This window comes from Acidovorax sp. BoFeN1 (assembly GCF_003345135.1).
Taxonomy (GTDB): Bacteria; Pseudomonadota; Gammaproteobacteria; order Burkholderiales; family Burkholderiaceae_C; genus Acidovorax; species Acidovorax defluvii.
Genome location: NZ_QOZT01000007.1, coordinates 35,635 through 60,549, shown reverse-complemented (window position 1 = coordinate 60,549; position 24,915 = coordinate 35,635). Strand labels below are relative to the sequence as shown.

The window sequence follows — 24,915 nt, the reverse complement described above, 5'->3', positions numbered from 1 at the left end:
GCTAGCAGCTATTATTTTATGAGCACTCAAGCCCGGCGGCCTGCTGTGCCGCTGCGGCAGACACCTGCACGGTGCCGGGGGAATGCGCCACACCACGGGCCAGATCGCCTTGCAGCGACTGCAGCAGCGCCCAGCCCAGTGGCCACTCGCCGTGACCCGAGTCGATGTTGATGTGCCCGGCGTTCTGCATGTGCACGAACTCGCTGCCCCAGGCTCGCGCATAGGCGCCTGCCAGGCGGATGGGACAGAAGGGGTCGTTGCTGCTGGCCACCACGATGCTGCGACAGGGCGGCGGCGCAAAGGGCACCGGGGCAAAGTCACTCAAAACGGCGCGGCGCTCCGGGTCGGCCGGGGCCACCAGCAGCGCGCCGCACACGCGGGCCGCAGCGTCGGAGCCCATGTGGGTGGTGGCAATGCAGCCCAGGCTGTGCGCCACGATGACCACAGGGTGGGGCGCAGCCAGCACGGTTTTTTCAAGCTGCCCGACCCAGGCCAGCCGGGTTGGCGAGATCCAGTCGTCCTGCACCACGCGTCGGGCATTGGGCAGGCGCTCGGCCCAAAGGCTTTAGTAGCGCAAAACCCGGCATTGACACCCAGCTTCAGGTGTCCGCGTCACCGCGCTTTTGCAAGGCCTGCCGGGTTGCCTGGCTGCTGCGGCCAGGCATGGCCTCGCCCAGGTAATCCAGAAAACTCCGCACGGCGGGTGACAAGCCTCGGCGCGACGGGAAGACCGCATGCACGATGGAAGGCGCAGGCGCCCAGTCGGGCAGCACACGCACCAGCTTGCGCGCGCGCATTTCGTCCTGGCACATGTAGTCGGGCATCCAGCAGATGCCGGTGCCCGCCATGGCGGCGATCTTGAGGGTGAGCAGGTCATCGGCCACATAGCGCGGCTGGTGCTGCACTGTCTGGTGCGCACCGCCAGGGCCAATGAGGTTCCAGGTAGAACGGCCATCGGGCGCCGACATGGCAATGCTGTCCATGCGGGCCAGGTCTTCCAGCGTCTTTGGGGTGCCCTGGCGAATCAGTTGCGCGGGGCTGGCCACCAGAATCTGGGTGGCGTGGTCCAGCCGCTTGACCACCATGCTGCCGCTGTCATCCACCGATGGCCGCACGCGCAGCGCCACATCAATGCCCTCCTCCACCAGGTTCACCGCGCGGTTGCTCACCTGCATCTCGACCCGCACCTCGGGGAAACTGGCCAGAAACTGCGGCATCAGCTCCGCCAGCACCGTCTGCGCCAGGGTCACGGGGCAGCTCACGCGGATGGTGCCGCGCGGCGCCGTCTGCACCTGGGCCACGGTGTCGGCAGCGGCCTGGGCCGATTCGCGCATGGCCTGGCAGTGGCGCAGGTAGGCTTCGCCCACCTCGGTGAGCGCAAGCTTGCGCGTGGTGCGCTGCAACAACCGCACGCCCAGCTGCGCCTCCAGCTCGGAAACACGCCGTGACAGGCGCGATTTGGGAACGCCCAGGGCGCGCCCGGCCGCAGCAAAGCCGCCGCGCTCCACCACCTCAGCGAAATACACCATGTCGTTCAGGTCTTGCATGGCAGTCATTGTTCTATGGATGGAACAATCTATCGCAATTTTGCTGGTTTATCAACAAAACGATATCTATCGACAATTGACCCCATGGCCACATGTGGTGGCTCCCTTACAAACTTCCGGAGATTCTCATGCAACTGCTTCACATTGATTCCGCCATCACCGGTGCCCATTCCGTTTCGCGCCAGCTCACCGCGCAGATCGTGGCCGCTTACCAGGCCAACCACCCTGGCACCGAGGTGAGCTACCTGGACCTGGTGGCCGATGCCCCAGCCCACTTCACCATGGACGCGATGGCACCCCGCACCGGTCAGACCGACGGCCTGAGCGAAGTGCAAAAGCGCGAGAACGCCGTGTCCGAGCGACTGGTCAGCCAGTTTTTGGCGGCCGACGTGGTGGTGATTGGCGCCCCGTTCTACAACTTCAGCATTCCCACCCAGCTGAAGGCCTGGATTGACCGCATTGCCCAGCCGGGCCGCACCTTCCAGTACACCGCCAACGGCCCCGAAGGCCTGGCCAAGGGCAAGACCGTGATCATTGCCTCCACCCGTGGCGGCGTGTATTCGACCAGCGAAGGCGGCCGTGCCATGGAACACCAGGAAAGCTACCTGCAGACCGTGCTGGGCTTCTTTGGCGTGACCGATGTGCGCTTTGTGCGCGCTGAAGGCGTGGCCATGGGCGACGCAGCCAAAGCCCAGGCCATGGCAGATGCTGCCCAGGCCATTCGCAGCCAGGCCGCTGCCAACCAGCCTCAGGCAACGCAAGCTGCCTGAAGCACAGGGCGCGGTTGGCGCGCCCTGTGCCGTGCAAAGCAAAAAACCCGGCATTGAGCCGGGTTTTTTGTTTTATGAATGAAAACAGGCCTTAGCCCTTATGGGTAAATCGCTAACTGCTATTATTTAAATAGCATATATCAAAAACCTGGCAGCACCGAGCCCTTGAACTCCACCTCGATGAACTTGCGGATTTCTTCGGACTGGTAGGCCTTGAGCAGCTTGGCCACCCAGGGCTGGTTCTTGTCTGCCTCACGCACGGCGATCAGGTTGACATAGGGGCTCTTGGCGCTTTCGAGGGCGATGGCGTCCTTCTTGGGGTTCAGTCCGGCCGACAGGGCAAAGTTGGTGTTGACGGCCGATGCGTCCAGATCGTCCAGCGAGCGCGGCAGCTGGGCTGCATCCAGCTCCACAAACTTGAGCTTCTTGGGGTTGCTCACCACATCCAGCGGCGTGGCCTTGAGGCCGGCGCCGTCTTTCAGCTTGATCAGGCCATTGTCTTGCAGCAGCAGCAATGCACGGCCGCCATTGGTGGGGTCGTTGGGCAGGCCAAAGCGGGCACCTTGCTTGAGCTCGTTCAGGCTCTTGACCTTCTTGGAGTACAGGCCCATGGGGAAGTTGACGGTGTAGCCCACCGACACGATCTTGTAGCCCCGGTCTTTCACCTGGGCATCAAGGTAGGGCTTGTGCTGGTAGGCGTTGGCATCCAGATCGCCCGCCGACAGGGCCGCATTGGGCTGAACGTAGTCGCTGAACTCGATCACCTGGATCTTCAGGCCGTCTTTTTCGGCCACTTTTTTGACCTGCTCAAAAATCTGGGCGTGCGGGCCAGCCGTCACACCAATCTTGAGGGGTTTGTCTTGCGCCAGCGCGCCGGGGGCAAAACCGGCGGCCAGGGCCAGGGTGAGGGCAGATTGCAGCAGGGAGCGCTTGTTCACGGAGACACCTTTCGTATGGAGATACCTCGCATCTTAGGGTTAGCCCTATAAAACACAAACAACCGTTTTTCTATTTCCTTAGCGCGATACCGAATAAAGAACCGCCAATTACCCGCGCAAGGCCACGTTGTTCAGCTTGTCCAGCCGCTCGGGCCAGCCGCCCTCGGTGGCGGACTGCAGCAGAATGCGCGTCCAGGCCACCCAGGCGTCCCACTGCACCCGCTTGTCCCATGCGTTGCCCCAGGCGCTGAAGCACTGCAGTGCACTCTGGGCGGCATGCTTGGCGTCGTCGCGCCGGCCGGCCGACAGATACAGCTGCGCCAGCACCATCTGCGGCTCGCCCACCCACGGGTTGTGGCGCACGGCCTGCTCCAGCACGGCGGTGGCCACGTCCAGGTCCACCAGCGGCTGGTCTTGCTGAATCACCGACCAATAAAGCGATGTGGCCGCCGCCTCGGACGCCACCGACAGGTGTTGGGTGCAATGGGCAAACACCGGGGGCACGGGCAGCAGCCCTTGCAGGCCCGGGTGCTGCAGCGCCTGCCCGAGCCCGGCAATCTGGTGCAACATGCGCCCCGTGGGCCGCATGGGCCCTGGCCACAGCGATGCGGCCCAGTGCACGGCCTGCGGGCGGTGCTGTACGTTGGGAAAACGCGAGTAAATGTCATCCTGCCAGCTGAACCACTGCTCGATGGTGTCGGCCATGCTGACGATGATGAAGGCCGCCACCTCGTAGGGCGTGAGCAGATGGCGCTGGCCGTCCTTGTCGAGCACCAGGCTGCCATCGGCCTGCGGCCCACCACCCAGCACGCGTTGCACAAACTGCGTGCGCGACTGGGTGCAAAACAGATACACCAGATGCTCGGCCGATTCGCCCACCAGTTCGCGCAGGCGGGCCCGCTCGCTGGCCGGGTCAAACTTGACCAGGTCCACAAAGGCGTTGCCATAAACGCTGTGCAGCAGCCCCAGCAGGCGCACATCCCGCGGTTGCTGCCACAGCGTGAGCGAGCGCGCCACGCCTACCAGGTGGTGGCGAAAGGTGCCCGCCTTGTGCCAGTCCTGCCCCACATTGCGCGCCAGGACGGTGGGCAACACTGGGGCCAGGTCGGCGTCGTGGGCGATCCACTCGTCATCCAGCAGCGCCTGGGCGCGGGTGAAAAGTTGCTGGTCCAGGGGGTGCAATGGCAGGGTCATGGCGTGTTGTCTCCGTCGGTTGTGTCCATCCGTGAAGCGCACAGTATCGTGGCTGGCCGCAGCGGGCGGGAGCTGGTGTGCCCCCTTGCGCCCTATTGCTATTGCGCCCCCTTGCGCCCGCATCATTCCATCAAAGCGACCGATTTCATCTGCACCCACAGCGTGCGCCCCGGCACCACACCCAGCAATGCGGCCGACCGCTTGGTGAGGCGGGCCAGCAGCATGGCGTCGCCTACGCGCACGCGCACCAGCGCAAGGCCCGGGTGCCCATCGTCCCCCACGGCATCGACGCAGCCACGCAGCACGTTCTGGATGCTGCTGGTTCCGGGCTCTTCGGCCAGGCTCACGTCCCGCGCCAGCACCCGCACCCGCACGCGGCGGCCAACAGGCAAGCCCTGGTCGCGCACCCACAGGCTGCCGCCCGAAAAATCCACCCGCGCCAGATGCCAGCCGTGGTCCACCTCGCCCACCGTGCCATCGAGCACGGCGCCAGCGTCTTCCCCCAGCGTGATGGGCAGATCGATGCGGGCCAGCGTTTGCGCCAGGGGCCCGCTGGCCACCACCCGGCCGTTGTCCATCACCACCAGGGTATCGGCCAGCCGCGCCACTTCATTGGGCGAGTGGCTGACATACAGCACAGGAATGTCCAGCTCGCCGCGCAGGCGCTCCAGGTAGGGCAGGATTTCCTGTTTGCGCTGCAGGTCGAGCGCGGCCAGCGGCTCGTCCATCAGCAGCAGGCGCGGGTTCACGGCCAGTGCCCGCGCAATGCCGACCCGCTGGCGCTCGCCACCCGACAAGGTGCCCGGTTTGCGGTCCAGCAGATGGCCAATTCCCAGCAGCGCAATCGCCTGATCAAGGCCCGCCTGCTGCGCACCCGTGGTGCGCCGCAGGCCGTAGCGCAGGTTGCCCATCACCGAAAGATGCGCAAACAGGCTGGCCTCCTGGAACACATAGCCAATGGGGCGCTGGTGCGTTGGCACCCAGCGGCCGGTGTCTTGCCACACTTCATCACCCACCATCAGGCGCCCTTGCGGTGCGCGCTCCAGGCCGGCGATGCAGCGCAGCAGCGTTGTCTTGCCCGAGCCGGAATGCCCAAACAGCGCGGTCACGCCACGCACGGGCAGGCTCAGATCCACATCCAGGGAAAAGTTGGGCCAGTCGAGCCGAAAGCGTGCTTCGATGCCGCCCATGTCAGCCGCCTTTCCGGGGCTGCGGGCGCCAGGCATACAGGGCCAACAGCACCACAAAAGAGAAACCCAGCATCACCGCCGAAAGCCGGTGTGCCTGCAAATATTCGAGCGCCTCCACATGGTCGTAAATTTGCACCGAGGCCACGCGGGTGATGCCGGGCAGGTTGCCGCCAATCATCAGCACCACACCGAACTCGCCCACGGTGTGGGCGAAGGTCAAAATGGAGGCCGTCACAAAACCTGGCGCGGCCAGCGGCACAGCCACCGTAAAAAAAGCATCCAGCGGCGAGGCGCGCAACGTGGCCGCCACTTCCATCGGCCGGTCGCCCACCGCCTCGAAAGCCGTTTGCAGCGGCTGCACCATGAAGGGCAACGAATAAAACACCGAGGCAATGACCAGACCGCCAAAAGTGAAAGGCAGCGGCGCCATGTTCAGCGCCTGGGTGAGCTGCCCCACCGGGCCACTGGGCCCCATCGCCAGCAACAGATAAAAGCCCAGTACCGAAGGCGGCAACACCAGGGGCAAGGCCACCACCGCACCAATGGGCCCCTTCCAGCGTGACGGGGTGCGCGCCAGCCACCAGGCAATCGGCGTTCCCACCAGCAGCAGGATCAGGGTTACCAGGCCTGCCAGGCGCACAGTCAGCCAGATGGCTTGCAGGTCGCCGTCCGTCAACATGGCGTTTGCTCCCATAACCAAACCGCAACGCACTCCTGGCCGTTGTCGTTGCCGCTGCCGCTGCCCTCACGCATACACGCACGCATGCCAGCGCCCTACTTGCCCGCGGCTTCGCCGGGCAGGACAAAGCCATAACGGGTCATCACGGCACGGGCGGCCTGGCTGCCCATGTAATCGGCAAACCGCTGGGCGAGTGCGTTGCCTTGAGCCCGCCGGGTGATGATGAACCCCTGCTCCAGCGGCGCATGCAGGTGGTCCGGGATCAGCCAGTAACCGCCCTTGCCGGCCAGCTCGGGGCTGACCGCCAGGGCCAGCGCGATGACGCCGACCTGCGCGTTGCCCGACTGCACGAACTGCGCAGCGTGGGCAATGTTCTCGCCATAGACCAGCTTGGGCTCGACCTTGTCCCACAGACCGGAGGCGCGCAGGGCTTCCTCGGCGCGCTTGCCATAGGGCGCGTGCCGGGGGTTGGCGATGGCGACGCGGGCTACTCTTGCATCGGTCAGGCTGGCCAGCGTCATCTGGCGGGCGTCCATGGCGGCACTCCACAGCACGATGCGGCCCACCGCGTAAGGCCTGACCTCAGAAGCGGCAAACCCGGCCTTGGCCAGCGCACGCGGAAAAGCGATGTCGGCAGAAAAGTACAGGTCGTAGGGCGCGCCCCGCTGGATCTGCGCGTGAAACTTGCCCGACGAGCCGTAGATGACGTCCACCTGGTCGGCGCTGTGGGCCTGCTGAAAGGTGGCGACGATCTCGTCCATGGCGAACTTCAGATCGGCAGCGGCCGCAATGGTGATCTTTCCGGCATGGGCGGAGGCCGCAAAAAGCATGGCGCCGGCCAGCAGCAAGGGGCGAAAAAAAGGCATGGCCGCAAGCATACGGCACGCACACGGGCCCACCCATGCACAGGCCATCACCACCCAACAGAAATGGGCCTGTCGATCCGACCAGGCCCATTTCAAGCAAAAAAAGGCTCTAGCGCTTATGCAACAAGCGCTGAAAGCTATTAAATGTAGAGCAACTAGCGGTGACTCAAGCGCCGCACGGCCCAGTCGCCCAGGCTCTGGATGGCCTGCACAAAGAAGATCAGCACCACCACCACGGCCAGCATGATGTCGGGCAAAAAGCGCTGGTAGCCATAGCGAATGCCCAGGTCGCCCAGGCCGCCGCCGCCAATGGCGCCAGCCATGGCCGAGTAGCCGGTGAGGCTGACGAAGCTGATGGTCAGGCCCGCCACGATGCCGGGCAGCGCTTCGGGCAGCAGCACCTTCCACACGATCTGGCTGGTGGTGGCCCCCATCGACTGGGCGGCCTCGACCAGGCCGTTATCCACTTCGCGCAGCGCGGTTTCCACCAGCCGCGCAATGAAGGGCGCAGCGGCCAGCGTGAGCGGCACCACGGCAGCGGCCGTGCCGATGGACGAGCCCGTGATCAACCGCGTGAACGGAATGATGGCCACCAGCAAGATGATGAACGGCGTGGAGCGCACGGCGTTCACGAGCCAACCCACGGTCTTGTTGAGCGGGCTGTTTTCCAGCACGCCGCCCCGGTCGGTCAGGCGCAAAAACACACCCAGCGGAATCCCGATCAGGCCACCCACCACGCCCGAGATGCCCACCATCACGATGGTTTCCCACAGCGAGGTGGCAAACAGCTCCAGCATCATTTCTGAAAAATTCTCGAACATCGCTCAGCCTTCCGTTGTCACTTCTTCCACCACCACACCTTCACCGCGCAACTGCGCAATGGCGGTTTGCAGCCGGGCACCCTCGCCGCTGGCATACACGGCCAGCGAGCCAAAGGTCTGGTCCTGGATCTCGTCGATCTGGCCGTGCAGGATGGACAGGTCCACCCCATGCTCGCGAATCAGGCGCGACAAGATGGGCTGATAAGCCCGCTCGCCCGAGTACGACAGACGCAGCAGCTGGCCCACGCCGCCACCCTGCAACTGGCGCGACAGATGGCGCACGTGGTCCAGCACGCTGGCGGGCAGCTCCTGCGGCACGATCTCATCGATCAGGCTCTTGGTGATGGCCTGTTGCGGGCGCGTGAACACATCGATCACCGGGCCCTGCTCGACGATACGGCCTGCATCGATCACGGCCACACGGTCGGCCACCTGCTTGATGACCTGCATCTGGTGCGTGATCAGCACCACCGTCAGGCCCAGTTCCTTGTTCACCTGGCGCAGCAGTGCCAGGATGGAGCGCGTGGTTTCAGGGTCGAGTGCCGACGTGGCCTCGTCGCTCAGCAGCACCTTGGGACGGCTGGCCAGCGCGCGCGCAATGCCCACACGCTGCTTTTGTCCGCCCGAAATCTGCGACGGGTAACGGTCGGCCAGCGCCGACAGGCCCACCAGCTCCAGCAGCGGGTTCACACGCTCGCGAATGGCGGCCTTGTCCATGCCGGCCAGCTCCAATGGCAGCGCGGCGTTGTCGAACACCGTGCGCGAGGACAGCAGGTTGAAGTGCTGAAACACCATGCCGATATCGCGGCGCGCGGCACGCAGCTGCGCGTCATTGAGCTGCGTGAGATCGCGCCCCGCAACGATCACCTCGCCCTTGGTGGGCCGGTTGAGCAGGTTGATCACCCGCACCAGCGAACTCTTGCCCGCGCCGCTGCGCCCGATGATGCCAAACACTTCGCCCGGCGTGATGTGCAGGTCGATGCCGCGCAGGGCCTCGACCGGGCCTTGTGGGCCCGGATAAATCTGGGTGATGCCCCGTAAGTCGATCATGAAAATGAAATTGCGCCGCGAAGCCCCAAAGGCCGCCGCAGCGCAAGAAGTTGAATGAGGCCCGAACTGTAATCAAAAAGCATAACTAATCAAAATATCGAAAAATAAAGTAATAAGACCATCTGGTTATTAAGAAACCTTGCGGCGGCGGGCCCGCATCGGCCGCAGACGCATCCCGGGCACCATTGTGTCGCGTCAGGGTCGACAGTCCGCGCAAAACAAGCGACCGCAATGCCGACGCCGCCCCTCCGCAAATTTCGATGCCAGTCCGTCGGACTGCCGCCTGACCACCGAAAGGGCGTTGCCAAAATGTAAAAAAACTTGCCAGGGCATGACCGATCAGTCGTCCGCCGTTACGGCGGGTTGACAAGCTGACACCTTGCGACACCTGGTAACCCGGTGCCGACAGGAACGGCGTGTAATGGAGCGACTGTGAAATCTGCGAAATCAAAGGATTGGCCATGCCCATCGCATATCTCAGACAACTCGCCCTTGCGCTGGAACGCAGCAGAAACGCCGTGCGCGTAACCCATCCCTTCCAACTCGCGCTGGTTCAGTGGCTATGGTCCCGTGGCTACATAGAGGCAAAAATTTCCGCCGTGGCAGCAACTTCAAGGGCTGCGGCAGACGTACTCAGCATCACAAGGCTTGGGCGGCAGCTGATTGGCTTCCAGGCGTAGACGCGCAGGATGGCGTGGCGCATCAGCAGCACAGTGGTCATCAAACTGTCACCAGCCCAGACATAAAAAAACCTGCTACTGATTAGGTAGCAGGCTTTTCAACGCCCATGGGGCTTATCTGGTGGGACGTGCGGGGGTCGAACCCACGACAAACGGATTAAAAGTCCGCTGCTCTACCAACTGAGCTAACGTCCCCAGTTTGCAAAAGAAGTTTTATCTACTGCTGCAAAGCCTTGAATTATAGCGTGATTTTTTTGACTTGTCGGGAGCTGGTGGCCAGTTTGTCGAGCACCCATCCGGCGGCACACTGGCCAAAGGTCGCCGTAACGGCCACCACCGAGCCATAGCCATGGCAATTCAAACTTCCATCACCTTCCACCGCACAGGACGCATCAGGCGCCGCCACGGCCTCGCGGCTGAATACGCAGGTGACGCCGATCTTGCGTCCTTCACGGGGGGCTTGGTGGTGCTTGCGCAGCCGATAGCGCAACTGCGCCAGCAAGGGATCATGCGTGGTTGCACTGAGATCATCGATATCGACCTTGTGCGCATGGCGCTTGCCTCCCGCTGCGCCCACGCTCACAAAGAGTGTCCCCGTTTCGCGGGCCCAGGCTGCCATGGCGGTCTTGGCCTTGATCTGGTCACAGGCGTCCACCACCGCATCCACCGGATCGGTAATCAGACCGGGCCAATTCTCCGGTGTGACGAAATCGTCAACGCACACCACCTTGCAAGAGGGATTGATGAGCCCAATGCGGTCCTGCATGGCCAACACCTTGGCTTGGCCTACAGTGGTGGTCAGCGCATGAATCTGTCGGTTGATGTTGGATTCGGCCACATGGTCGAGGTCGATCAGGGTGATGTGCCCAACGCCGCTGCGGGCAAGGGCCTCAGCCGCCCAGGACCCTACCCCGCCAATGCCGACCACCACCACATGGGACTGCTGGATACGCTGCGCCCCTGCAACCCCATACAACCGCTCCAGACCGCCAAAACGGCGTCGCTGATCTGCGACTGACTCCGCCTCGCGCTGCTCCACCGCGATAACTGCGGGCCCGATCACTGTCGTCATTTAAGTCGCGACAACCGCTCTTTCGCCGCCACTGCAGCCTCAGACTGGGGATAGTCGCGCAACAGATCTTCCAGGGTTTTTCTGGCCGTGCGGGTTTCTTTCAGTTCAATCTGACAGTTTGCAATCGACAACGCAGCCTCGGGCGCGCGCGCGTGACCCGGTGCCTCAGACAACAACATCTTGAAGTTGCCAATGGCCTCCTTGTACTCGCGCGCAGCGTACTGTGCGTTTCCGAGCCAAAAACGGGCCGATGGCAGATAGCCACTGCGAGGGTACTGGCGGACAAAACCGGCAAAAGCCGTTTTGGCGTCTGCAAATTTGCCCGCGCGGAAAACCGCCAGAGCGGCCTCAAAATCGCGTTTTTCATCAGCATCTGCCTGAAACTCCAGCCCATCCACCGTCACCTTGACCGGCTCGAACTGGCGCAAACGCTCGTCCACACCTTGAGCGATATCTTTCTGGCGTCGCTGCAGGTCTGCCACGTCACGCAGCAGCTGTTCGTTCTGGCCACGCAACTTGGCATGCTCCATGCGCAACGTTTCAATCTGGGTCTGCAGATCCAGCAATGAACGTCTTACCTGCGAATTGTCATCCCCCGATCGCTGGTTGACCTGTTGCAGCACGTCCACCCGCTGCCGCAATTCAAGAATGGCACGCCGTGCCTCGTCATCCTCAAACAGCGCGGCATGGCCGGTGGAAACAAAGGTGCATGAGAGCGTGAGCGCAAGCAGCGCCTTGGCCGTCATTGGAAACGTTGCTGCGCGCATCAACGGTAAGACAATTCAGCGCGACGATTTTGCGCGTGCACATCTTCGCTGCCGCCCTGAGCTGCCGGCTTTTCCTTGCCAAAACTCACGGCCTCCACCTGGCTATCGGAAACGCCCAGCAAGCCCAGCGAACGGCGCACGGCTTCTGCGCGCTTTTGGCCCAGGGCCAGGTTGTATTCACGGCCACCGCGCTCGTCGGTGTGACCTTCCACCATGACCTTGCGGTTGGCACTGGATTTGATGAACCGCGCGTGCGCTTCGATCAATGACTGGAACTCGGGCTTGATAACGTAGCTGTCGTAATCAAAATAGACCAGACGGCTGACGCCCACCGGACCGGCCGCATCTTGTGCAGATTGCCCCATATTGAGGCCCGCCACGCCGCTTTGCCCGGCGGCGCCGGAATTGGCACCACCATTGGCACCCGTGGTGGGGATTGCGGACCTGTCTTCGACTGGAACATCGTCCAGCTTCACACCGGAACTGCAACCGGCCATGAGGGCTGCGACGGCAATGGCGAGGGAAATGCGTTTGATCATCATCCAAAATTCTCCTGAGAGCTTGATATACAAAAAAGTCGAAAGGTTCACTGTTTCTGAAACGGACCCCAATCGGGTTCGCGAATGTCACCGCCCTGCCCGGCAAGCCGTGCCTTGATTTTTCCGTCCAGGGTGCTGGTCATGAGCGATTCCCGGCCCTGCTGCTGCGTTGCATAAACGATCAGGCGGCTATTCGGGGCGAAACTGGGGTTTTCATCGGCGCTGGTATCGGTAATGGCCGAAACAGCTCCCGACGTCAGATCTATCACATGCAGCTTGAATGCACCGCCGACCCTTGATATGTAGGCCAGCCAGCGGCCGTCGGGACTGATGCTGGGCGAGATGTTGTAAGTGCCGGTAAAGGTCACTCGCTCGGCATTGCCGCCAGAGGCAGGCACCTTGTAAATCTGGGGGGCGCCGCCGCGGTCACTGACAAAGTAAATGCTTTTGCCATCGCTGGAGAACGAGGGTTCCGTGTCAATGCCGGCGCTTTGCATCAATCGACGCGGCTCGCCGCCATTGGCATCAATGGTGTAGAGCTGCGAAGAGCCGTCCCGGCTCAGGGTGACCGCCAGCGTGCGGCCATCCGGCGCCCAGGCGGGTGCGCTGTTGGAGCCGCGGAAATTAGCGATGAGCCGACGCCGACCCGTTGCCACGTCGTGCACATACACCACGGGCTTGCGCGACTCAAACGAAACGTAGGCAATTTGCCCGCCATTGGGCGACCAGGCGGGCGAAATAATGGGCTCGGGGCTGGACAAGGCAGACTGCGCGTTCTCGCCATCGGCATCTGCCACCCACAGGCTGTAACGCGTACCCGCCTTGGTGACATAAACGATGCGGGTCGAAAAAACACCACGCTCGCCGGTCAGCTTTTCGTAGATGAAGTCGGAAATGCGGTGCGCCACCAAACGCAGGTCCCCTTGGGTGACCACAAAGCTCTGCCCACCCAGGTCCTGCCCGCGCACCACATCCCACAGGCGAAAGCGCACGTCAAAACGGCCGTCCGCCAGGCGTGTCACGCTTCCGGTGGCAAGTGAATCAGCGCTTTTTTGCCGCCACAGCGCCACATCGGGACGCGAGGTTTCGTCAAGCGCGGAGCCCGACGCATCCACCGCGCGAAATTGCCCGCTGCGCTCCAGGTCGGCCTGCACAATGGCGGCGATTTTCTGGGGGGACTGGGCCTCGCCGCGAAACGGGGCGATGGCCACCGGCAGCTGGGTCAGCCCGACGCCCGTGACCTCGACGCGAAATTGCGCCAGGACGGGCAAGGCGGGGGTGGAAATCAACGCGGCCATCAGACGGCGGCGCAAGGGTTGCGGCAATGCCGCGGAGAGTGTGGGGTGAGGAGTTCGATCAGTGGTCATTGGCAGCCAGCGGAAACCGAGCGAAAGCCGGTGGACAGCCGCCAATGTTACACACCATCGGGGCACCCCTGTGACAAACTGTGCGATGGGCCCGCAGCGAATCGTAGAATCCGGGCCACATGCACGCCACCGATACGAACGCCCAGGCCGCTGCCACCCAGCCTGCTTCGCCCCCCAACCTGCGCGCCCGGCTGGCGCGGCTCTCGACCTATTTTGGGCACCAGCGCCTCGCCTGGGTGGTTGCCGTTGTGGCAACCCTGGTGGGCGCAGCGACCGAGCCGCTCATTCCAGCCTTGCTGCAACCGCTGCTCGACCGCGGTTTCACCCAGGGCACGCTGCAGTTGTGGATGGTGCCAGTTGCCATTCTGGGCGTTTTTCTGGTGCGGGGAATTGCACAGTTCGTTGCCCAATACGCACTGGCGCGCATTGCCAACGAAGGCATGCTCGCGCTGCGGCAAGCGTTGTTTGACCGCGTGCTGGCAGCAGAAATGGCCCTTTTCAGCCGCCAGTCGGCCAGTGCGCTCTCGAACACGGTGGTGTACGAGGTACAGACGGGCTCCACCCTGCTGGTGCAGGCGTTGCTGGGCCTGTCGCGCGACGGCTTCACGCTCATCGCATTGCTGGGCTATCTGCTTTACCTGAACTGGCAGCTCACACTGATTGTGGCCGTGGTGGTGCCCGGCGTCGCCTGGATCATGAAGACGCTGTCCCGTCGCCTGTATAGCCTGACCAAAAGCAGCCAGCAGGCAACCGACGAGCTGGCCTATGTGGTGGAAGAAAACGTTCTGGCGCATCGCATGGTGCGCCTGCACGGGGCGCAAGCGGGTCAGGCCGAACGCTTTGGCCGCCTGAGCCGAAGCCTGCGTCGGCTGGCCATCAAATCGACCATTGCATCGTCGTCCATGACGCCGCTCACCCAGTTGCTGGCCGCCGCCGCACTCTCGACGGTGATCTGCATCGCCCTGTGGCAAAACCGGGGAGCGGTGGACACACGGGAGGTGACGGTGGGCGGCTTTGTCGCGTTCATCACGGCAATGCTCATGCTGATTGCACCCATCCGCCGGCTGGCCGACGTGGCCAACCCGATCACACGCGGCCTGGCGGCACTGGAGCGGGGCCTGGCGCTGCTGAGCGATGCCGAGGCGGAAACGGGCGGCCTTTACACCGTAGAGCGGGCCAAAGGCGCACTCACCCTGCAGGATGTGACGGTGAGCTTTGGCCCAGAGCATGCGCCCGCCCTGGACCGTGTGAGCCTGACAGTGCAACCGGGCGAGATCGTGGCGCTGGTGGGCCCGTCAGGCGCAGGCAAGACCACCCTGGTGAACCTGCTGCCGCGTTTCGTGAGTCCCTCGTCGGGCCAGATCCTGCTAGACGGCCACCCCTTGAGCGACTGGCGCCTTGATGCCCTGCGCTCGCAATTTGCGATGGTCAGCCAGGATGTGGTGATGTTCAACGACAGCATTGCCGCCAACGTGGCCCTGGGCAGCCCCATCATCGAACAACGGGTGCACGACTGCCTTGCCGCCGCGAACCTTGCAGAACATATTGCAGCCCTGCCCCAGGGCGTCCACACCGTGGTGGGCCACAACGCCGCCCAGCTTTCGGGCGGACAACGCCAGCGTCTGGCGATTGCACGGGCGCTTTACAAGGATGCGCCCATCCTCATCCTCGATGAGGCAACCTCCGCGCTGGACACCGAGTCTGAACGCCTGGTGCAGGACGCCCTGCAGCGGCTCATGCGCGGCCGCACCACACTGGTCATCGCCCACCGCCTGTCCACCATCGAACACGCCGACCGCGTGGTGGTGATGGAGCGAGGCCGCATTGCAGAGCAAGGCACACACAGCGCTTTGCTGGCCAGCGGCGGGCTCTATGCCCGCCTGCAAAACCGCCCCGCAGCCGGCTAAAAAAGACCCGAGGGCCTGCGCACCCGGTTGCCCGGGTTGCCACTTACCATTTGCCGCGGTTGGGCTGGCGGCGGCGAATCGCTGTGGCGATGGCCTGTGCCGCCTCGCTGCGACTGACGCGCAGCGCAAAATCGGTGGCAGTCAGCCCCAGCTGGTTTTTCAGCGCCGGATCGGCCCCCTCGTCCAGCAACAACTGCAATGCTTCCCTTGTGCCGTATTGCGCCGCCATCATCAAAGGCGTAGAGCCATTGGGCGATGCCGCATCGATGTAGGCATGGTTCTCCAGCAACAAGGCCAAGATGCGCGTGTGCTCGGGCGTGGTGCCCGACGCGGCATAGTGCAGCGCCGTCCAGCCCGGTTTGTTGATATCGGCGTCGCGCGCAATCAGCGCCTTGACGGCCTCGATGTTGCCCTTGATGGCGGCCAGCATCAGCGGGCTTTCGTCCTGCGCATTGCGGGCTTCCACATTTAGCTGCCGCGCGCCCATCAGCGCCATGAAGGCATTGTGGGATTCCAGCTGCAACGCCATCGACAAACCTACCTGCCCCTTGGGGTCGCGCGTGTTGGGGTCAAAACCCCGCCGCAGCAACGCGGAAATGGCGGCCCCGTCATCGCGCCGGATGGCCGTGAAAAAGTCTTCGTAAGAGCCCGCTTGCGCCGTGGCATTGACCGCCACCAGCACCAGGGCCAAAACGGAACGGCGTTGCAGACTCATGCCACCACTCCTTTGAACAATGTCTCGAAATTGCGGCTGGTGGCCTGCGCCACCGCCTCCAGCGGGATACCACGGGTTTGTGCAATCTGGCGGGCCACCAGGGGCACATAGGACGGGTTGTTGGTCTTGCCCCGGTAGGGCACGGGCGCGAGGTAAGGGCTGTCGGTTTCGATCAACATGCGATCCATGGGCACAAAGGCGGCCACGTCGCGCAGATCCTGCGCACTCTTGAAGGTGACGATGCCCGAGAACGAAATGTAGTACCCCAGGTCCAGCGCGGCCCGCGCCACCTGCATCGACTCGGTAAAGCAGTGGAACACGCCACCGGCACGATTGCCCGCGCCATCTTCGCCCTCTTCGCGCAGGATGGCCAGGGTGTCATCCGAGGCGCTGCGGGTGTGGATCACCAGCGGTTTGCCGCAGGCCCGTGCTGCGCGGATATGGGTGCGAAAGCGCTCACGCTGCCATTCCATATCGGCAATGCTGCGCCCGCCCTTGCGGTCTTCCATGCCGTAGTAGTCCAGGCCCGTTTCGCCAATCGCCACCACGCGGGGCAGCGCGGCGCGGTCCAGCAGGTCTTGCACCGATGGCTCGGTCACGCCCTCGTTGTCGGGGTGCACACCCACCGTGCTCCAGAAGTTGTCATGGGCCAGCGCGAGTGCATGCACATCGTCGAATTCTTCCATGGTGGTGCAGATGCACAGGGCGCGCTCGACCTGCGCCTCCTGCATGGCCTGGCGAATGGCGGGCAGCTGGCTGAGCAGTTCTGTAAAGGTGAGGTGGCAGTGCGAATCGGTAAACATGCGGTTTCAAAACAAAAAAGCCGACCCGCCAGCGCGGGTCGGCACAAGATCAGACCATGCAATCAAATGGTTTGCGTGGGACGTTCCGACCCCAGGGCCGTGCCCAGCAGCTCCTCGATCTTGGCCTTGAGCTGCCGCGATTTTTCATCTTTGGGGAACTGGATGCCAACCCCCTGTGTGCGGTTGCCCGCTGCGCGAGGGGGAGTGACCCACGCCACGCGGCCAGCCACGGGATAGCGCTGGGTGTCGTCGGGCAGGGTCAGCAGCACATACACATCGTCACCCAGCTTGTAGTCGCGCGGCGTGGGAACAAAAATGCCACCTTCCACAAAAAAAGGAATGTAGGCCGCGTACAAGGCCGCCTTTTCCTTGATGGCCAGCTGCATGACACTGGGACGGGGCGCTGTGGATGGACTGCTCATGGTGATGGGGTCGGCTTCAGTGCCTTGAGTGTAGGGTGTTTCGCGCCTGGGCTACAAGCGCCTCCAGCATCAGACCGGCATTGAACGGATGGTCGGCCGTGCGTGCGGCCTTGGCCAGGGCGCGCGACCAGCGCGTGAGAGCCCCCAACGGCGGCGGCTTGGGCAGGTCGCCGGACGCGAAATAGCGCGGAGCAGCGCCCACACTGGCAGCCAGCAGGTCGTGGCACAGCTTTTGAAGGGCATCGATCACCTGGGCCGGTGCCCAATCGCCCAGCGCCGCCACGTCGCCGCGCGCAATGGCCTGGGGCAAAGCGGCCCACGACTGCGGACTGCGCCCCGAACGGGCCAGTGCCAGCGCGTCGTCAGGCCGGCCACCTGCAGCCCGCAGATGCGCCGCTGCGGCCGCAGGCTCGACCCCTTGCCCCGCCAGCCACTGCAGCATCCTGGCCTCGGCGGGCCAGACCATGGCGTGGCCCAGGCAGCGGCTGCGGATGGTGGGAAGCAGCTGGTGCGCGGCCTCACTGGCCAGAACAAAACGCACGTCGCCCGGCGGCTCCTCCAGGGTCTTGAGGAGCGCATTGGCCGTGATGTGGTTCATCTGCTCGGCCGGATACACCAGTACCGCCTTGCCCCGCCCACGGGCCGACGTGCGCTGCGAAAACTCCACCGCATCGCGCATGGCCTCCACGCGGATTTCGCGGCTGGGCTTGCGCTTTTTATCGTCAATGTCGGCCTGGGCTTTCTCCGACAGGGGCCAGCCCAGCGCCAGCATGTGCACCTCGGGCATCAGCACGCACAGGTCGGCATGGGTGCGTACATCGATGGCATGGCAGCTGCCGCACTGGCCGCAAGCGCCCTGGGCCGTGGGGGCATCGCACAGCCATGCGCGCACCAGCTCCATGCCCAGTGCGTACTGGCCCAGCCCCGAAGGGCCTTGCAGCAGCCAGGCATGGCCGCGCTGGGCCAGCAGGCTGGCCCGCTGTGTGGCAATCCAGGGTGCGGGGGCCACGGCACTCTCGGTCATTGCGGGCCTCCCTGGCTGGCCACCATGATCGCCAGCCACCCCTTGCGCACAAATACGCTGGTGAGTTGCTGCCACACGCGATGGCGCTCCTGCGCGGCATCCAGGCGCACGAAGCGCTGGGGCGCAGCAGCAGCCCGGCCGGCGTAGCCCTGGGCCACGCGGCGAAAGAACTCCACGGGCTGGGCCTCAAAACGGTCGGGAACGCGGGCACCGGCAAGGCGCTCGGCGGCAACCTCGGGGGCCAGATCAAACCACACCGTCAGATCGGGTTCACGCATCAAATCGACCTCTGGCCCAAGCCCCGTCTGCGCAAAGCGCTCCAGGGTTGATAGCACCCCAAGATCGAAGCCCCGCCCTGCCCCCTGGTAGGCAAAGGTCGCGTCGGTGAAACGGTCGCATAACACCACATCGCCACGCGCGAGCGCGGGCTCGATGACGTTGCGCAGGTGATCGCGGCGGGCAGCAAAAATCAGCAGCGATTCGGTCAGCGCGTCCATGGGGTCGTTCAGCACCATCTCGCGCAGCTTCTCGGCCAGCGGAGTGCCGCCGGGCTCGCGGCTGACGGTCACGGTGCGGCCCTGTGCGCGAAAGGCTTCGGCCAGCCCCCCGATGTGCGAGGACTTGCCTGCGCCGTCGATGCCTTCAAAGGTGATGAACAGACCGGGTCGTGACATGAAAACCTTGGTTGAATCGTTGCGGGCCGGCTGGTGTGAGGCGCGCGGAAAATCCCGCGTGCCGCTCACTGCCCCCGCTGATAGCGGTTGACCGCGCGGTTGTGCTCGTCCAGCGAGGCGCTGAAATGGCTGGTGCCATCGCCCTTGGCCACAAAGTACAGTGCGCGCGTGGGCTCGGGCTGCACCGCCGCCAGCAGCGATGCCTTGCCGGGCATGGCAATCGGCGTGGGCGGCAGGCCCGCGCGGGTGTAGGTGTTCCAGGGCGTGTCGGTCTGAAGATCGCGGCGGCGCAGGTTGCCGTCAAACTTCTCGCCCAGCCCGTAGATCACCGTCGGGTCAGTCTGCAGCAGCATGCCCACGCGCAGGCGGTTGGTGAACACGCCGGCAATCTGCCCACGGTCACTGGCCCGGCCGGTTTCCTTTTCGACAATGCTGGCCAAAATCAGCGCTTGCTCCGCCGATTTCAGGGGCGTGTCGGCAGCGCGCTGCGCCCAGGCGGCTTCAAGGCGGCGGTCCATGGCGTGCAGGGCGCGGCGCAACAGGGCAATGTCGCTCGACCCCTTGGCATAGGCATAGGTGTCGGGGAAAAACCGCCCCTCGGGATGCACACCCGGGCGGCCAAGCTGCGCCATCAGGTCCGCATCGGTAAGCCGGGCGGAGTCGGGCTGAAGCTGGTCCTCCCTGGCCAGGGCCTGCCGCACCTGACGCCAGTTCAAGCCTTCCACCAGCGTGAAGGCGCGCAGCGCCTCTTCGCCACGAGCCAGCTTTTGCAGCAGGGTGATGGGGGTGGTGCCCGGCGGGATTTCGTAATTGCCAGCCTTGATGGCACGGTCTTGCCCCGAAAGGCGGAACCACGCATACAGCAGGCGCGCATCGGTGTTGACGCCCGCAGCCACCACATCGCGGGCCACACCGCGCGCCGTGGTGCCGGGCTCGATGGCAAGCTCCAGCGCCTGCGTGCCTGCACCCGCCATGGGCAGCGGCTGGTGCAGCCACCAGTAGGCAACGCCACCCAGTGCGATCCCAACCACCACGATGAAAGCCAGTAAACGTCGCACAACCCTGCCGTCTGTATGTATGAAGCAGCGCATCATAATTCAGCGATGACTTACCCACTGAATGGCATTGCCCCCCTGTCCCATCTCGGCGTGATTCGCGTGGAAGGCGAAGACGCCGCCAAGTTTCTGCACGGCCAGCTCACCCAGGATTTCGCCTTGCTCGACCTGCAGCACGCCCGGCTGGCTGCCTTTTTGTCGGCCAAAGGCCGCATGCAGGCCAGTTTCATCGGCTTCAAGCGCAGCGAGACCGAGGTGCTGCTGGTTTGCAGCCGCGACCTGCTGGCGCCCACGCTCAAGCGCCTGTCGATGTTTGTGATGCGCGCCAAGGCCCGGCTGAGCGATGCCACAGCCGACTACGCGCTGTACGGAGTGGCCGGAGAAGCTATCAATTCAGTAGCTGGTGGCGCACAACCCGCATGGACAAAAACCGATTTTGGCTTGGCAACGGTAGTGCACCTGTATCCTGCCCTCGGCCAGCCCCGTGCCTTGTGGGTGGCCCCTGCTGCCGAGCCAGCCCCAGCCGGCCCGGCGCTGGATGCGGCCCTGTGGATGTGGAGCGAAGTGCAAAGCGGCGTTGCCACGCTCGCGGCGCCGTTGGTCGAAGCCTTTGTGCCGCAGATGCTCAATTACGAATCGGTGGGGGGTGTGAACTTCAAGAAGGGCTGCTACCCGGGCCAGGAAGTCGTGGCGCGCAGCCAGTTCCGCGGCACGCTCAAGCGCCGCGCCTTCATTGCGCACGCCCCGGCCGATGTGGTGGCAGGTGCCGAGGTTTTTGCGGCCAGCGACCTGGAGCAGCCTTGCGGCACCGTGGTGCAGGTGGCACCAGCGCCCGGTGGCGGTGTGGATGCCATCGTGTCGCTGCAGATTGCCGCCGCGCAAGAAGCGCTACAAGTGGGGTCCACGGGTGGCGTGCCCCTCACGCTGGCCCCGTTGCCTTACCCGCTGCTCGACGATATTTGACGAGTTTGTGCGATTTGCTATGAATTAAATAGCTTATTGCGCTTGCTCTTCATTGCTTTCAAGAAATAAACCGATTGAAAATCAAACCAGACAAGCGCCGACAGCTATTTTTTATATAGCAACAATCCGAGCGTTTTCACCCACGGTGCAGCCGCTGACCACGCGCGCCATCTCGGGACCAGCCCCACAGGAACCAACAGACACGTTTGCGACGCAACAGGCTGCGTGCTCTTGCCGCCCGCAAACCTGCCCAGTGCTGGCGCTCAGAGGGCCTTTTTGACCAGCCCGCCCTTGAACAGGTAAGGAAGCCGGGGCCCGCGCCCCTCAGCGGCGCCGCCTTTGTCTTCCACGCTGATGGCCAGCTCTTGCACGCCCGCCAACGCAGTGGCGGGGGCAGGCAGTTGCAGGGTTTTGTAGGTGCTGGCAATCACGCCCAGCGAGCGTGGGGGCTTGTCGCCATCCAGCGCCCACAGCTGCATGCTGTCCTCCCGCCCCTCGCGCACCTCGTTCAGGCGCTGCAGTTGCAACACACTGCCCTGCGTGTCGGCCGTCACCAGCAGGGCAGGCATGTGCCGGTCGTCCAGCAGCACCGACAGGTACTGCACCTGCGCCACCGCCGCCACCTTGGTCTGCAGGTGCGCGATTTGCGCCTTGAGTTGTTCGACCATGCTCGCGCTGGTTGCCCAGGCAATGAACAAAGTCACCAGCAGAAAAATCGCCAGGGCACGCCACCAGGCGCTGACCCCACGGCGGGCCGATGCAGGTGGCGTTGGGGCGATGGACGGGGTGTCGGGCATGTCGAAATCCGTTGGAGCAGCAAGGAACCGTGAGTATGCCCGCGCCCACCGGTGGCTCGGACATCGCCGGACAGCCCCAGAGCGGCCACCAGCCCACCCGCCAGCCAGCCCTGAAACCGGCAATGCGTTTCCATGCCGCCGCGTTTCCGTGTGATGATCCCTCCAGCAACGTGAATGGATACAACATGGCCTCCCCCACCGACAGCATCAGCATGGCACTGTTCTGCGACTTTGAAAACGTCGCCCTTGGAGTGCGTGACGCCAAATACGACAAGTTCGACATCAAGCCGGTGCTCGAACGCCTGCTGCTCAAGGGCTCCATCGTCGTCAAAAAGGCCTATTGCGACTGGGATCGCTACAAGGGCTTCAAGGCCACGATGCATGAAGCCAACTTCGAGCTGATCGAGATTCCCCATGTCCGACAGTCGGGCAAAAACTCGGCCGACATCCGCCTGGTGGTGGACGCGCTGGACCTGTGCTACACCAAGTCGCACGTCAACACCTTTGTGATCATCAGCGGCGATTCAGACTTCTCCCCGCTCGTCTCCAAGCTGCGCGAAAACGCCAAGCAGGTGATCGGTGTGGGCGTCAAGCAGTCCACCTCGGACCTGTTGATTGCCAATTGCGACGAGTTCATTTTTTACGACGATCTGGTGCGTGAAAGCCAGCGTGCGCAGGCCCGGCGCCAGCCATCCGATGCGGCGCCCCAGGCCCGGCGCTCGCCCGAGGAAGAGCGCAACCGCAAGGAAGCACAAGAGTCGCGCCGTACCCAGGGCATCGAACTGGCCGTGGAGACGTTTGATGCACTGGTCTCCGAGCGCGGCGACAGCGGCAAGATCTGGGCTTCGGTGCTCAAGGAAGCCATCAAACGCCGCAAACCCGACTTCAGCGAAACCTATTACGGTTTTCGGGCCTTTGGCAACCTGCTGGAAGAAGCCCAGGAGCGCGGCTTGCTGGAGTTTGGCCGGGACGAAAAATCGGGCGCCTACGTGTTTCGCAGCCATGGCAGCAGCGGCGCCCCCCGCGCCCGGCCCGACACGGCAGGTGAAAACCCGATGACGGGCTATTTCCGCCAGAACGCCCCCCAGGCCCCGAGAGAGCCCGGCGCTGACAGCCACGGGCCACGCCAGCGCGGACGTGGCGGCCGATCCGGGCACGCAGCATCATCCGACCCGCGCGATCTGCCGCCCATGCTGCACGCCAGCGACGACGGATTGGCAGGTGAAGACCCATCGTTCAGCGCGATGCCGCGCGACAACGACGGCACTGCGGCGCTTCATGCGCCAGGCGATGCACCGATGGGTTCACCAATGAATGCGCCGGTCAGTGCACCGGTCCGTGCGCAGCTGGATGTGCCGCAAGAAAGGCCTGTGGGCGGTTATTTTCGGCAGCAGCCGCGCACGACGGAACCGCCCGCCATGGAACCGCGCACACTGGAGCGCCCAGCCCATGAGCAGCCCACCGAAGCGCCCAAACCCCTGCCGCCCGCCACATCCGCCACGTCCGCCGAACCCGCGCGCGGACGTGCGCGCAGCCGCAAGCCGGTGACGCAACCTGCTGAGGCGGCGGCGCCTGTGGCGGCCACGGCGGCACAGGGTCCGCACGATGCGCCCTCCAGCGCGGCCCGTGCCTCCAGTGCAGCGCCGAAGGCTTCAGCAGAAAGCGAACCCGAGTCGCCCAAAAAAGCCCCTGCCCGGCCACGCCGGCCGCGCAAGCCTGCGCAGGACACCGGGGCCGCCTGACCCACAACCAACGCAACCCCCGGCGGGCGCCACGGTCTCGGACCGTGGGGCGACGGGGGACGTTTCAGAAGCGTCAGGCGTCTCTGGCCAGCCGCACCCCCGAAAACTGCCAGCGCGCCGTGGCCGGGAAAAAATTGCGGTAGCTGGCGCGTGCATGGCCGGCCGGCGTGGCGCACGAGCTGCCCCGCAGCACATACTGATTCACCATGAACTTGCCGTTGTATTCGCCCACGGCGCCTTCTGCGACCCTGAAACCGGGGTATGGCGCGTAGCTCGATTGCGTCCACTGCCACACCTCGCCAAACAGCTGCTCCAGGCCGAGGCCCCGTGCCGCACTGGGGTGCAGCGCGTCTGTGTGGGGAGCACGGGTGGTGCCTGAAGCCAGCGGTGCCGCGGCGTGCTCCCACTCGGCCTCGGTGGGCAGGCGCGCACCTGCCCAGCGCGCGTAGGCGTCCGCCTCGAAATACGACAGGTGCACCACGGGCTGCCCATGGCGCAACGGGCCCAGCCCAGCCAGGGAGAACTGGTGCCATCCGGCACCGACACGCTGCCAATACAAAGGCGCCTCCAGCCCCTGGGCAACGCGCCAGTCCCAGCCTTCAGCCAACCAATGGGCAGGATTGCGGTAACCGCCATCGTCCACAAAGGCAGCAAACTCGGCATTGGTGACAAGGCGTGATGCCAGTGCATACGTATGCAGATACACCGTGTGGCGGGGACTCTCGTTGTCAAACGCAAAGCTGTCGCCCACATGGCCTATTTCGGTAAGCCCGCCGGCAAACGCATGCCAGACCAGCGGCGGTGCGGCTTCTGCATCGGCGGCCACTGACTGCGGCGAACGGTAGGCCGGATGCATCGGGTTGCTCGACAGCAAATGCTGGATGTCGGTCACCAGCAACTCCTGGTGCTGCTGCTCGTGCTGCAAGCCCAGCTCTACCAGTGCGCACAGTGCCGCATCCTGCCCCGGCGTGGACAAAAGGTGCAGCATGCGCGCATCCACATCGGCCCGGTACGCCAGCACCTCGGCCAGCGAGGGGCGCGTGATCAGACCGCGCTGCGCCCGCGGGTGGCGGGCGCCGACACCGTTGTAATACGAGTTGAACAAGACCCTGAAGGCGGGCGCAAACGGCGCAAAACCAGGCTCGTGCGCCTCCAGCACAAAGGTTTCAAAAAACCAGGTGGTGTGGGCCAGATGCCATTTGGCCGGGCTGGCGTCGGGCATGGACTGTGCGGTGCAGTCTTCGGGTGACAGGGGCTGCACCAGCCCGGTGGTGTGGCGGCGCACTTCGGTGTAGCGGGAAATCAACAAATTCATGGCCAGGCAGCGCTTCAG

26 protein-coding genes, 1 tRNA gene and 1 pseudogene are annotated in these 24,915 nt (G+C 64.2%); 5 read left to right on the top strand and 23 right to left on the bottom strand.

Annotated elements, in window-relative coordinates; genetic code table 11:
- Window positions 1-16: 16 nt before the first annotated feature.
- A pseudogene (locus DTW89_RS03020) lies at window positions 17-565 on the bottom strand (RBBP9/YdeN family alpha/beta hydrolase); the annotation flags it as partial.
- Between the two features lie 34 nt (window positions 566-599).
- Window positions 600-1,547, bottom strand: a complete 948-nt coding sequence (locus tag DTW89_RS03015; protein ID WP_114654877.1) for a LysR family transcriptional regulator — start codon at window positions 1,545-1,547, stop codon at window positions 600-602.
- A 128-nt stretch (window positions 1,548-1,675) separates the two neighbouring features.
- On the opposite strand from DTW89_RS03015, the gene DTW89_RS03010 reads away from it, so the two are divergent.
- Window positions 1,676-2,317: an FMN-dependent NADH-azoreductase gene (locus DTW89_RS03010; RefSeq protein WP_114654854.1), complete on the top strand. Its 642-nt coding sequence runs from the start codon at window positions 1,676-1,678 to the stop codon at window positions 2,315-2,317.
- A 140-nt stretch (window positions 2,318-2,457) separates the two neighbouring features.
- On the opposite strand, the gene DTW89_RS03005 is transcribed toward DTW89_RS03010, so the two are convergent.
- The 8 genes from DTW89_RS03005 to DTW89_RS19250 all read right to left on the bottom strand — a co-directional run bounded on the left by DTW89_RS03005 (window position 2,458) and on the right by DTW89_RS19250 (window position 9,518).
- Complete coding sequence (locus tag DTW89_RS03005; RefSeq protein WP_114654853.1) at window positions 2,458-3,255, bottom strand: MetQ/NlpA family ABC transporter substrate-binding protein; 798 nt, start codon at window positions 3,253-3,255, stop codon at window positions 2,458-2,460.
- 108 nt (window positions 3,256-3,363) lie between these two features.
- Entirely contained in the window at window positions 3,364-4,449 is a 1,086-nt protein-coding gene (locus tag DTW89_RS03000; RefSeq protein WP_114654852.1) for a DUF6817 domain-containing protein, read from the bottom strand.
- 122 nt (window positions 4,450-4,571) lie between these two features.
- A complete protein-coding gene (gene modC, locus DTW89_RS02995; RefSeq protein ID WP_442858089.1) occupies window positions 4,572-5,675 on the bottom strand; it encodes a molybdenum ABC transporter ATP-binding protein in 1,104 nt (367 codons plus the stop codon).
- Entirely contained in the window at window positions 5,641-6,318 is a 678-nt protein-coding gene (gene modB / locus DTW89_RS02990; RefSeq protein WP_024814916.1) for a molybdate ABC transporter permease subunit, read from the bottom strand. Before modB ends, modC begins: the two co-directional genes overlap by 35 nt.
- A 95-nt stretch (window positions 6,319-6,413) precedes the next feature.
- Window positions 6,414-7,184: a molybdate ABC transporter substrate-binding protein gene (gene modA / locus DTW89_RS02985; protein ID WP_114654875.1), complete on the bottom strand. Its 771-nt coding sequence runs from the start codon at window positions 7,182-7,184 to the stop codon at window positions 6,414-6,416.
- Between the two features lie 155 nt (window positions 7,185-7,339).
- Entirely contained in the window at window positions 7,340-8,005 is a 666-nt protein-coding gene (locus tag DTW89_RS02980; protein WP_024814914.1) for a methionine ABC transporter permease, read from the bottom strand.
- A gap of 3 nt (window positions 8,006-8,008) precedes the next feature.
- Window positions 8,009-9,055, bottom strand: coding sequence for a methionine ABC transporter ATP-binding protein (locus DTW89_RS02975; protein ID WP_114654851.1), 1,047 nt, complete (start codon window positions 9,053-9,055; stop codon window positions 8,009-8,011).
- Between the two features lie 85 nt (window positions 9,056-9,140).
- On the bottom strand, window positions 9,141-9,518 hold the full coding sequence (locus DTW89_RS19250) for a hypothetical protein (protein ID WP_147277619.1): 378 nt from the start codon (window positions 9,516-9,518) through the stop codon (window positions 9,141-9,143).
- Between DTW89_RS19250 and DTW89_RS19245 the strand changes: the two genes are divergently transcribed.
- Window positions 9,517-9,735 (top strand): hypothetical protein, encoded by a 219-nt coding sequence (locus DTW89_RS19245; protein ID WP_143218356.1) that lies wholly within the window; start codon window positions 9,517-9,519, stop codon window positions 9,733-9,735. The two genes, DTW89_RS19250 and DTW89_RS19245, sit on opposite strands and share 2 nt — an antisense overlap.
- Before the next feature lie 119 nt (window positions 9,736-9,854).
- Here DTW89_RS19245 and DTW89_RS02970 read toward each other — a convergent pair.
- The 5 genes from DTW89_RS02970 to tolB form a co-directional block, all read right to left on the bottom strand.
- Window positions 9,855-9,930, bottom strand: a tRNA-Lys gene (locus DTW89_RS02970).
- A gap of 43 nt (window positions 9,931-9,973) precedes the next feature.
- Window positions 9,974-10,807: a tRNA threonylcarbamoyladenosine dehydratase gene (locus DTW89_RS02965; protein ID WP_114654850.1), complete on the bottom strand. Its 834-nt coding sequence runs from the start codon at window positions 10,805-10,807 to the stop codon at window positions 9,974-9,976.
- A complete protein-coding gene (ybgF, locus tag DTW89_RS02960) occupies window positions 10,804-11,553 on the bottom strand; it encodes a tol-pal system protein YbgF (RefSeq protein ID WP_201740936.1) in 750 nt (249 codons plus the stop codon). The genes DTW89_RS02965 and ybgF overlap by 4 nt, the downstream gene beginning before the upstream one ends.
- Window positions 11,554-11,573: 20 nt before the next feature.
- Window positions 11,574-12,113: a peptidoglycan-associated lipoprotein Pal gene (gene pal / locus DTW89_RS02955; RefSeq protein WP_024814910.1), complete on the bottom strand. Its 540-nt coding sequence runs from the start codon at window positions 12,111-12,113 to the stop codon at window positions 11,574-11,576.
- A gap of 47 nt (window positions 12,114-12,160) precedes the next feature.
- Entirely contained in the window at window positions 12,161-13,480 is a 1,320-nt protein-coding gene (gene tolB, locus DTW89_RS02950; protein ID WP_114654848.1) for a Tol-Pal system beta propeller repeat protein TolB, read from the bottom strand.
- A gap of 119 nt (window positions 13,481-13,599) precedes the next feature.
- On the opposite strand from tolB, the gene msbA reads away from it, so the two are divergent.
- On the top strand, window positions 13,600-15,387 hold the full coding sequence (gene msbA, locus DTW89_RS02945) for a lipid A export permease/ATP-binding protein MsbA (protein WP_114654847.1): 1,788 nt from the start codon (window positions 13,600-13,602) through the stop codon (window positions 15,385-15,387).
- 43 nt (window positions 15,388-15,430) lie between these two features.
- Here msbA and DTW89_RS02940 read toward each other — a convergent pair whose 3' ends face one another.
- The 6 genes from DTW89_RS02940 to mltG form a co-directional block, all read right to left on the bottom strand.
- Window positions 15,431-16,102: an ankyrin repeat domain-containing protein gene (locus DTW89_RS02940; RefSeq protein ID WP_114654846.1), complete on the bottom strand. Its 672-nt coding sequence runs from the start codon at window positions 16,100-16,102 to the stop codon at window positions 15,431-15,433.
- Window positions 16,099-16,905, bottom strand: a complete 807-nt coding sequence (locus DTW89_RS02935) for a TatD family hydrolase (protein WP_114654845.1) — start codon at window positions 16,903-16,905, stop codon at window positions 16,099-16,101. The genes DTW89_RS02940 and DTW89_RS02935 overlap by 4 nt, the downstream gene beginning before the upstream one ends.
- A gap of 62 nt (window positions 16,906-16,967) precedes the next feature.
- Entirely contained in the window at window positions 16,968-17,327 is a 360-nt protein-coding gene (locus tag DTW89_RS02930) for a PilZ domain-containing protein (RefSeq protein WP_024814905.1), read from the bottom strand.
- A 16-nt stretch (window positions 17,328-17,343) separates the two neighbouring features.
- Window positions 17,344-18,351, bottom strand: coding sequence for a DNA polymerase III subunit delta' (locus DTW89_RS02925; RefSeq protein ID WP_114654844.1), 1,008 nt, complete (start codon window positions 18,349-18,351; stop codon window positions 17,344-17,346).
- The gene (tmk, locus tag DTW89_RS02920) at window positions 18,348-19,025 is read right to left on the bottom strand and encodes a dTMP kinase (protein WP_114654874.1); all 678 of its coding nucleotides are present in this window, start codon (window positions 19,023-19,025) and stop codon (window positions 18,348-18,350) included. Before tmk ends, DTW89_RS02925 begins: the two co-directional genes overlap by 4 nt.
- 65 nt (window positions 19,026-19,090) lie before the next feature.
- The gene (mltG, locus tag DTW89_RS02915; RefSeq protein ID WP_114654843.1) at window positions 19,091-20,119 is read right to left on the bottom strand and encodes an endolytic transglycosylase MltG; all 1,029 of its coding nucleotides are present in this window, start codon (window positions 20,117-20,119) and stop codon (window positions 19,091-19,093) included.
- 9 nt (window positions 20,120-20,128) lie between these two features.
- On the opposite strand from mltG, the gene ygfZ reads away from it, so the two are divergent.
- Complete coding sequence (ygfZ, locus tag DTW89_RS02910) at window positions 20,129-21,043, top strand: CAF17-like 4Fe-4S cluster assembly/insertion protein YgfZ (RefSeq protein WP_114654842.1); 915 nt, start codon at window positions 20,129-20,131, stop codon at window positions 21,041-21,043.
- Between the two features lie 263 nt (window positions 21,044-21,306).
- Here ygfZ and DTW89_RS02905 read toward each other — a convergent pair whose 3' ends face one another.
- Complete coding sequence (locus DTW89_RS02905; RefSeq protein ID WP_114654841.1) at window positions 21,307-21,840, bottom strand: anti-sigma factor; 534 nt, start codon at window positions 21,838-21,840, stop codon at window positions 21,307-21,309.
- Between the two features lie 185 nt (window positions 21,841-22,025).
- Here DTW89_RS02905 and DTW89_RS02900 point away from each other — a divergent pair, with 185 nt between their 5' ends.
- On the top strand, window positions 22,026-23,582 hold the full coding sequence (locus DTW89_RS02900) for an NYN domain-containing protein (protein WP_114654873.1): 1,557 nt from the start codon (window positions 22,026-22,028) through the stop codon (window positions 23,580-23,582).
- Window positions 23,583-23,655: 73 nt separating this feature from the next.
- Here the strand turns inward: DTW89_RS02900 and egtB are convergent, their stop codons facing one another.
- The gene (gene egtB / locus DTW89_RS02895; protein ID WP_114654872.1) at window positions 23,656-24,897 is read right to left on the bottom strand and encodes an ergothioneine biosynthesis protein EgtB; all 1,242 of its coding nucleotides are present in this window, start codon (window positions 24,895-24,897) and stop codon (window positions 23,656-23,658) included.
- Window positions 24,898-24,915 lie beyond the last annotated feature (18 nt).

Coding starts and splice junctions, on each gene's coding strand:
- DTW89_RS02935 (WP_114654845.1), bottom strand. CDS start 16,905: ATGTTTACCGATTCGCACTGCCACCTCACCTTTACAGAACTGCTCAGC.
- DTW89_RS02900 (WP_114654873.1), top strand. CDS start 22,026: ATGGCCTCCCCCACCGACAGCATCAGCATGGCACTGTTCTGCGACTTT.
- ygfZ (WP_114654842.1), top strand. CDS start 20,129: ATGACTTACCCACTGAATGGCATTGCCCCCCTGTCCCATCTCGGCGTG.
- DTW89_RS02930 (WP_024814905.1), bottom strand. CDS start 17,327: ATGAGCAGTCCATCCACAGCGCCCCGTCCCAGTGTCATGCAGCTGGCC.
- modA (WP_114654875.1), bottom strand. CDS start 7,184: ATGCCTTTTTTTCGCCCCTTGCTGCTGGCCGGCGCCATGCTTTTTGCG.
- modB (WP_024814916.1), bottom strand. CDS start 6,318: ATGTTGACGGACGGCGACCTGCAAGCCATCTGGCTGACTGTGCGCCTG.
- DTW89_RS02905 (WP_114654841.1), bottom strand. CDS start 21,840: ATGCCCGACACCCCGTCCATCGCCCCAACGCCACCTGCATCGGCCCGC.
- DTW89_RS19245 (WP_143218356.1), top strand. CDS start 9,517: ATGCCCATCGCATATCTCAGACAACTCGCCCTTGCGCTGGAACGCAGC.
- ybgF (WP_201740936.1), bottom strand. CDS start 11,553: ATGACGGCCAAGGCGCTGCTTGCGCTCACGCTCTCATGCACCTTTGTT.
- DTW89_RS02965 (WP_114654850.1), bottom strand. CDS start 10,807: ATGACGACAGTGATCGGGCCCGCAGTTATCGCGGTGGAGCAGCGCGAG.
- msbA (WP_114654847.1), top strand. CDS start 13,600: ATGCACGCCACCGATACGAACGCCCAGGCCGCTGCCACCCAGCCTGCT.
- DTW89_RS02940 (WP_114654846.1), bottom strand. CDS start 16,102: ATGAGTCTGCAACGCCGTTCCGTTTTGGCCCTGGTGCTGGTGGCGGTC.
- tolB (WP_114654848.1), bottom strand. CDS start 13,480: ATGACCACTGATCGAACTCCTCACCCCACACTCTCCGCGGCATTGCCG.
- DTW89_RS02925 (WP_114654844.1), bottom strand. CDS start 18,351: ATGACCGAGAGTGCCGTGGCCCCCGCACCCTGGATTGCCACACAGCGG.
- DTW89_RS19250 (WP_147277619.1), bottom strand. CDS start 9,518: ATGGCCAATCCTTTGATTTCGCAGATTTCACAGTCGCTCCATTACACG.
- DTW89_RS03000 (WP_114654852.1), bottom strand. CDS start 4,449: ATGACCCTGCCATTGCACCCCCTGGACCAGCAACTTTTCACCCGCGCC.
- modC (WP_442858089.1), bottom strand. CDS start 5,675: ATGCCTGGCGCCCGCAGCCCCGGAAAGGCGGCTGACATGGGCGGCATC.
- mltG (WP_114654843.1), bottom strand. CDS start 20,119: ATGATGCGCTGCTTCATACATACAGACGGCAGGGTTGTGCGACGTTTA.
- DTW89_RS02975 (WP_114654851.1), bottom strand. CDS start 9,055: ATGATCGACTTACGGGGCATCACCCAGATTTATCCGGGCCCACAAGGC.
- DTW89_RS03015 (WP_114654877.1), bottom strand. CDS start 1,547: ATGCAAGACCTGAACGACATGGTGTATTTCGCTGAGGTGGTGGAGCGC.
- DTW89_RS03010 (WP_114654854.1), top strand. CDS start 1,676: ATGCAACTGCTTCACATTGATTCCGCCATCACCGGTGCCCATTCCGTT.
- tmk (WP_114654874.1), bottom strand. CDS start 19,025: ATGTCACGACCCGGTCTGTTCATCACCTTTGAAGGCATCGACGGCGCA.
- pal (WP_024814910.1), bottom strand. CDS start 12,113: ATGATCAAACGCATTTCCCTCGCCATTGCCGTCGCAGCCCTCATGGCC.
- egtB (WP_114654872.1), bottom strand. CDS start 24,897: ATGAATTTGTTGATTTCCCGCTACACCGAAGTGCGCCGCCACACCACC.
- DTW89_RS02980 (WP_024814914.1), bottom strand. CDS start 8,005: ATGTTCGAGAATTTTTCAGAAATGATGCTGGAGCTGTTTGCCACCTCG.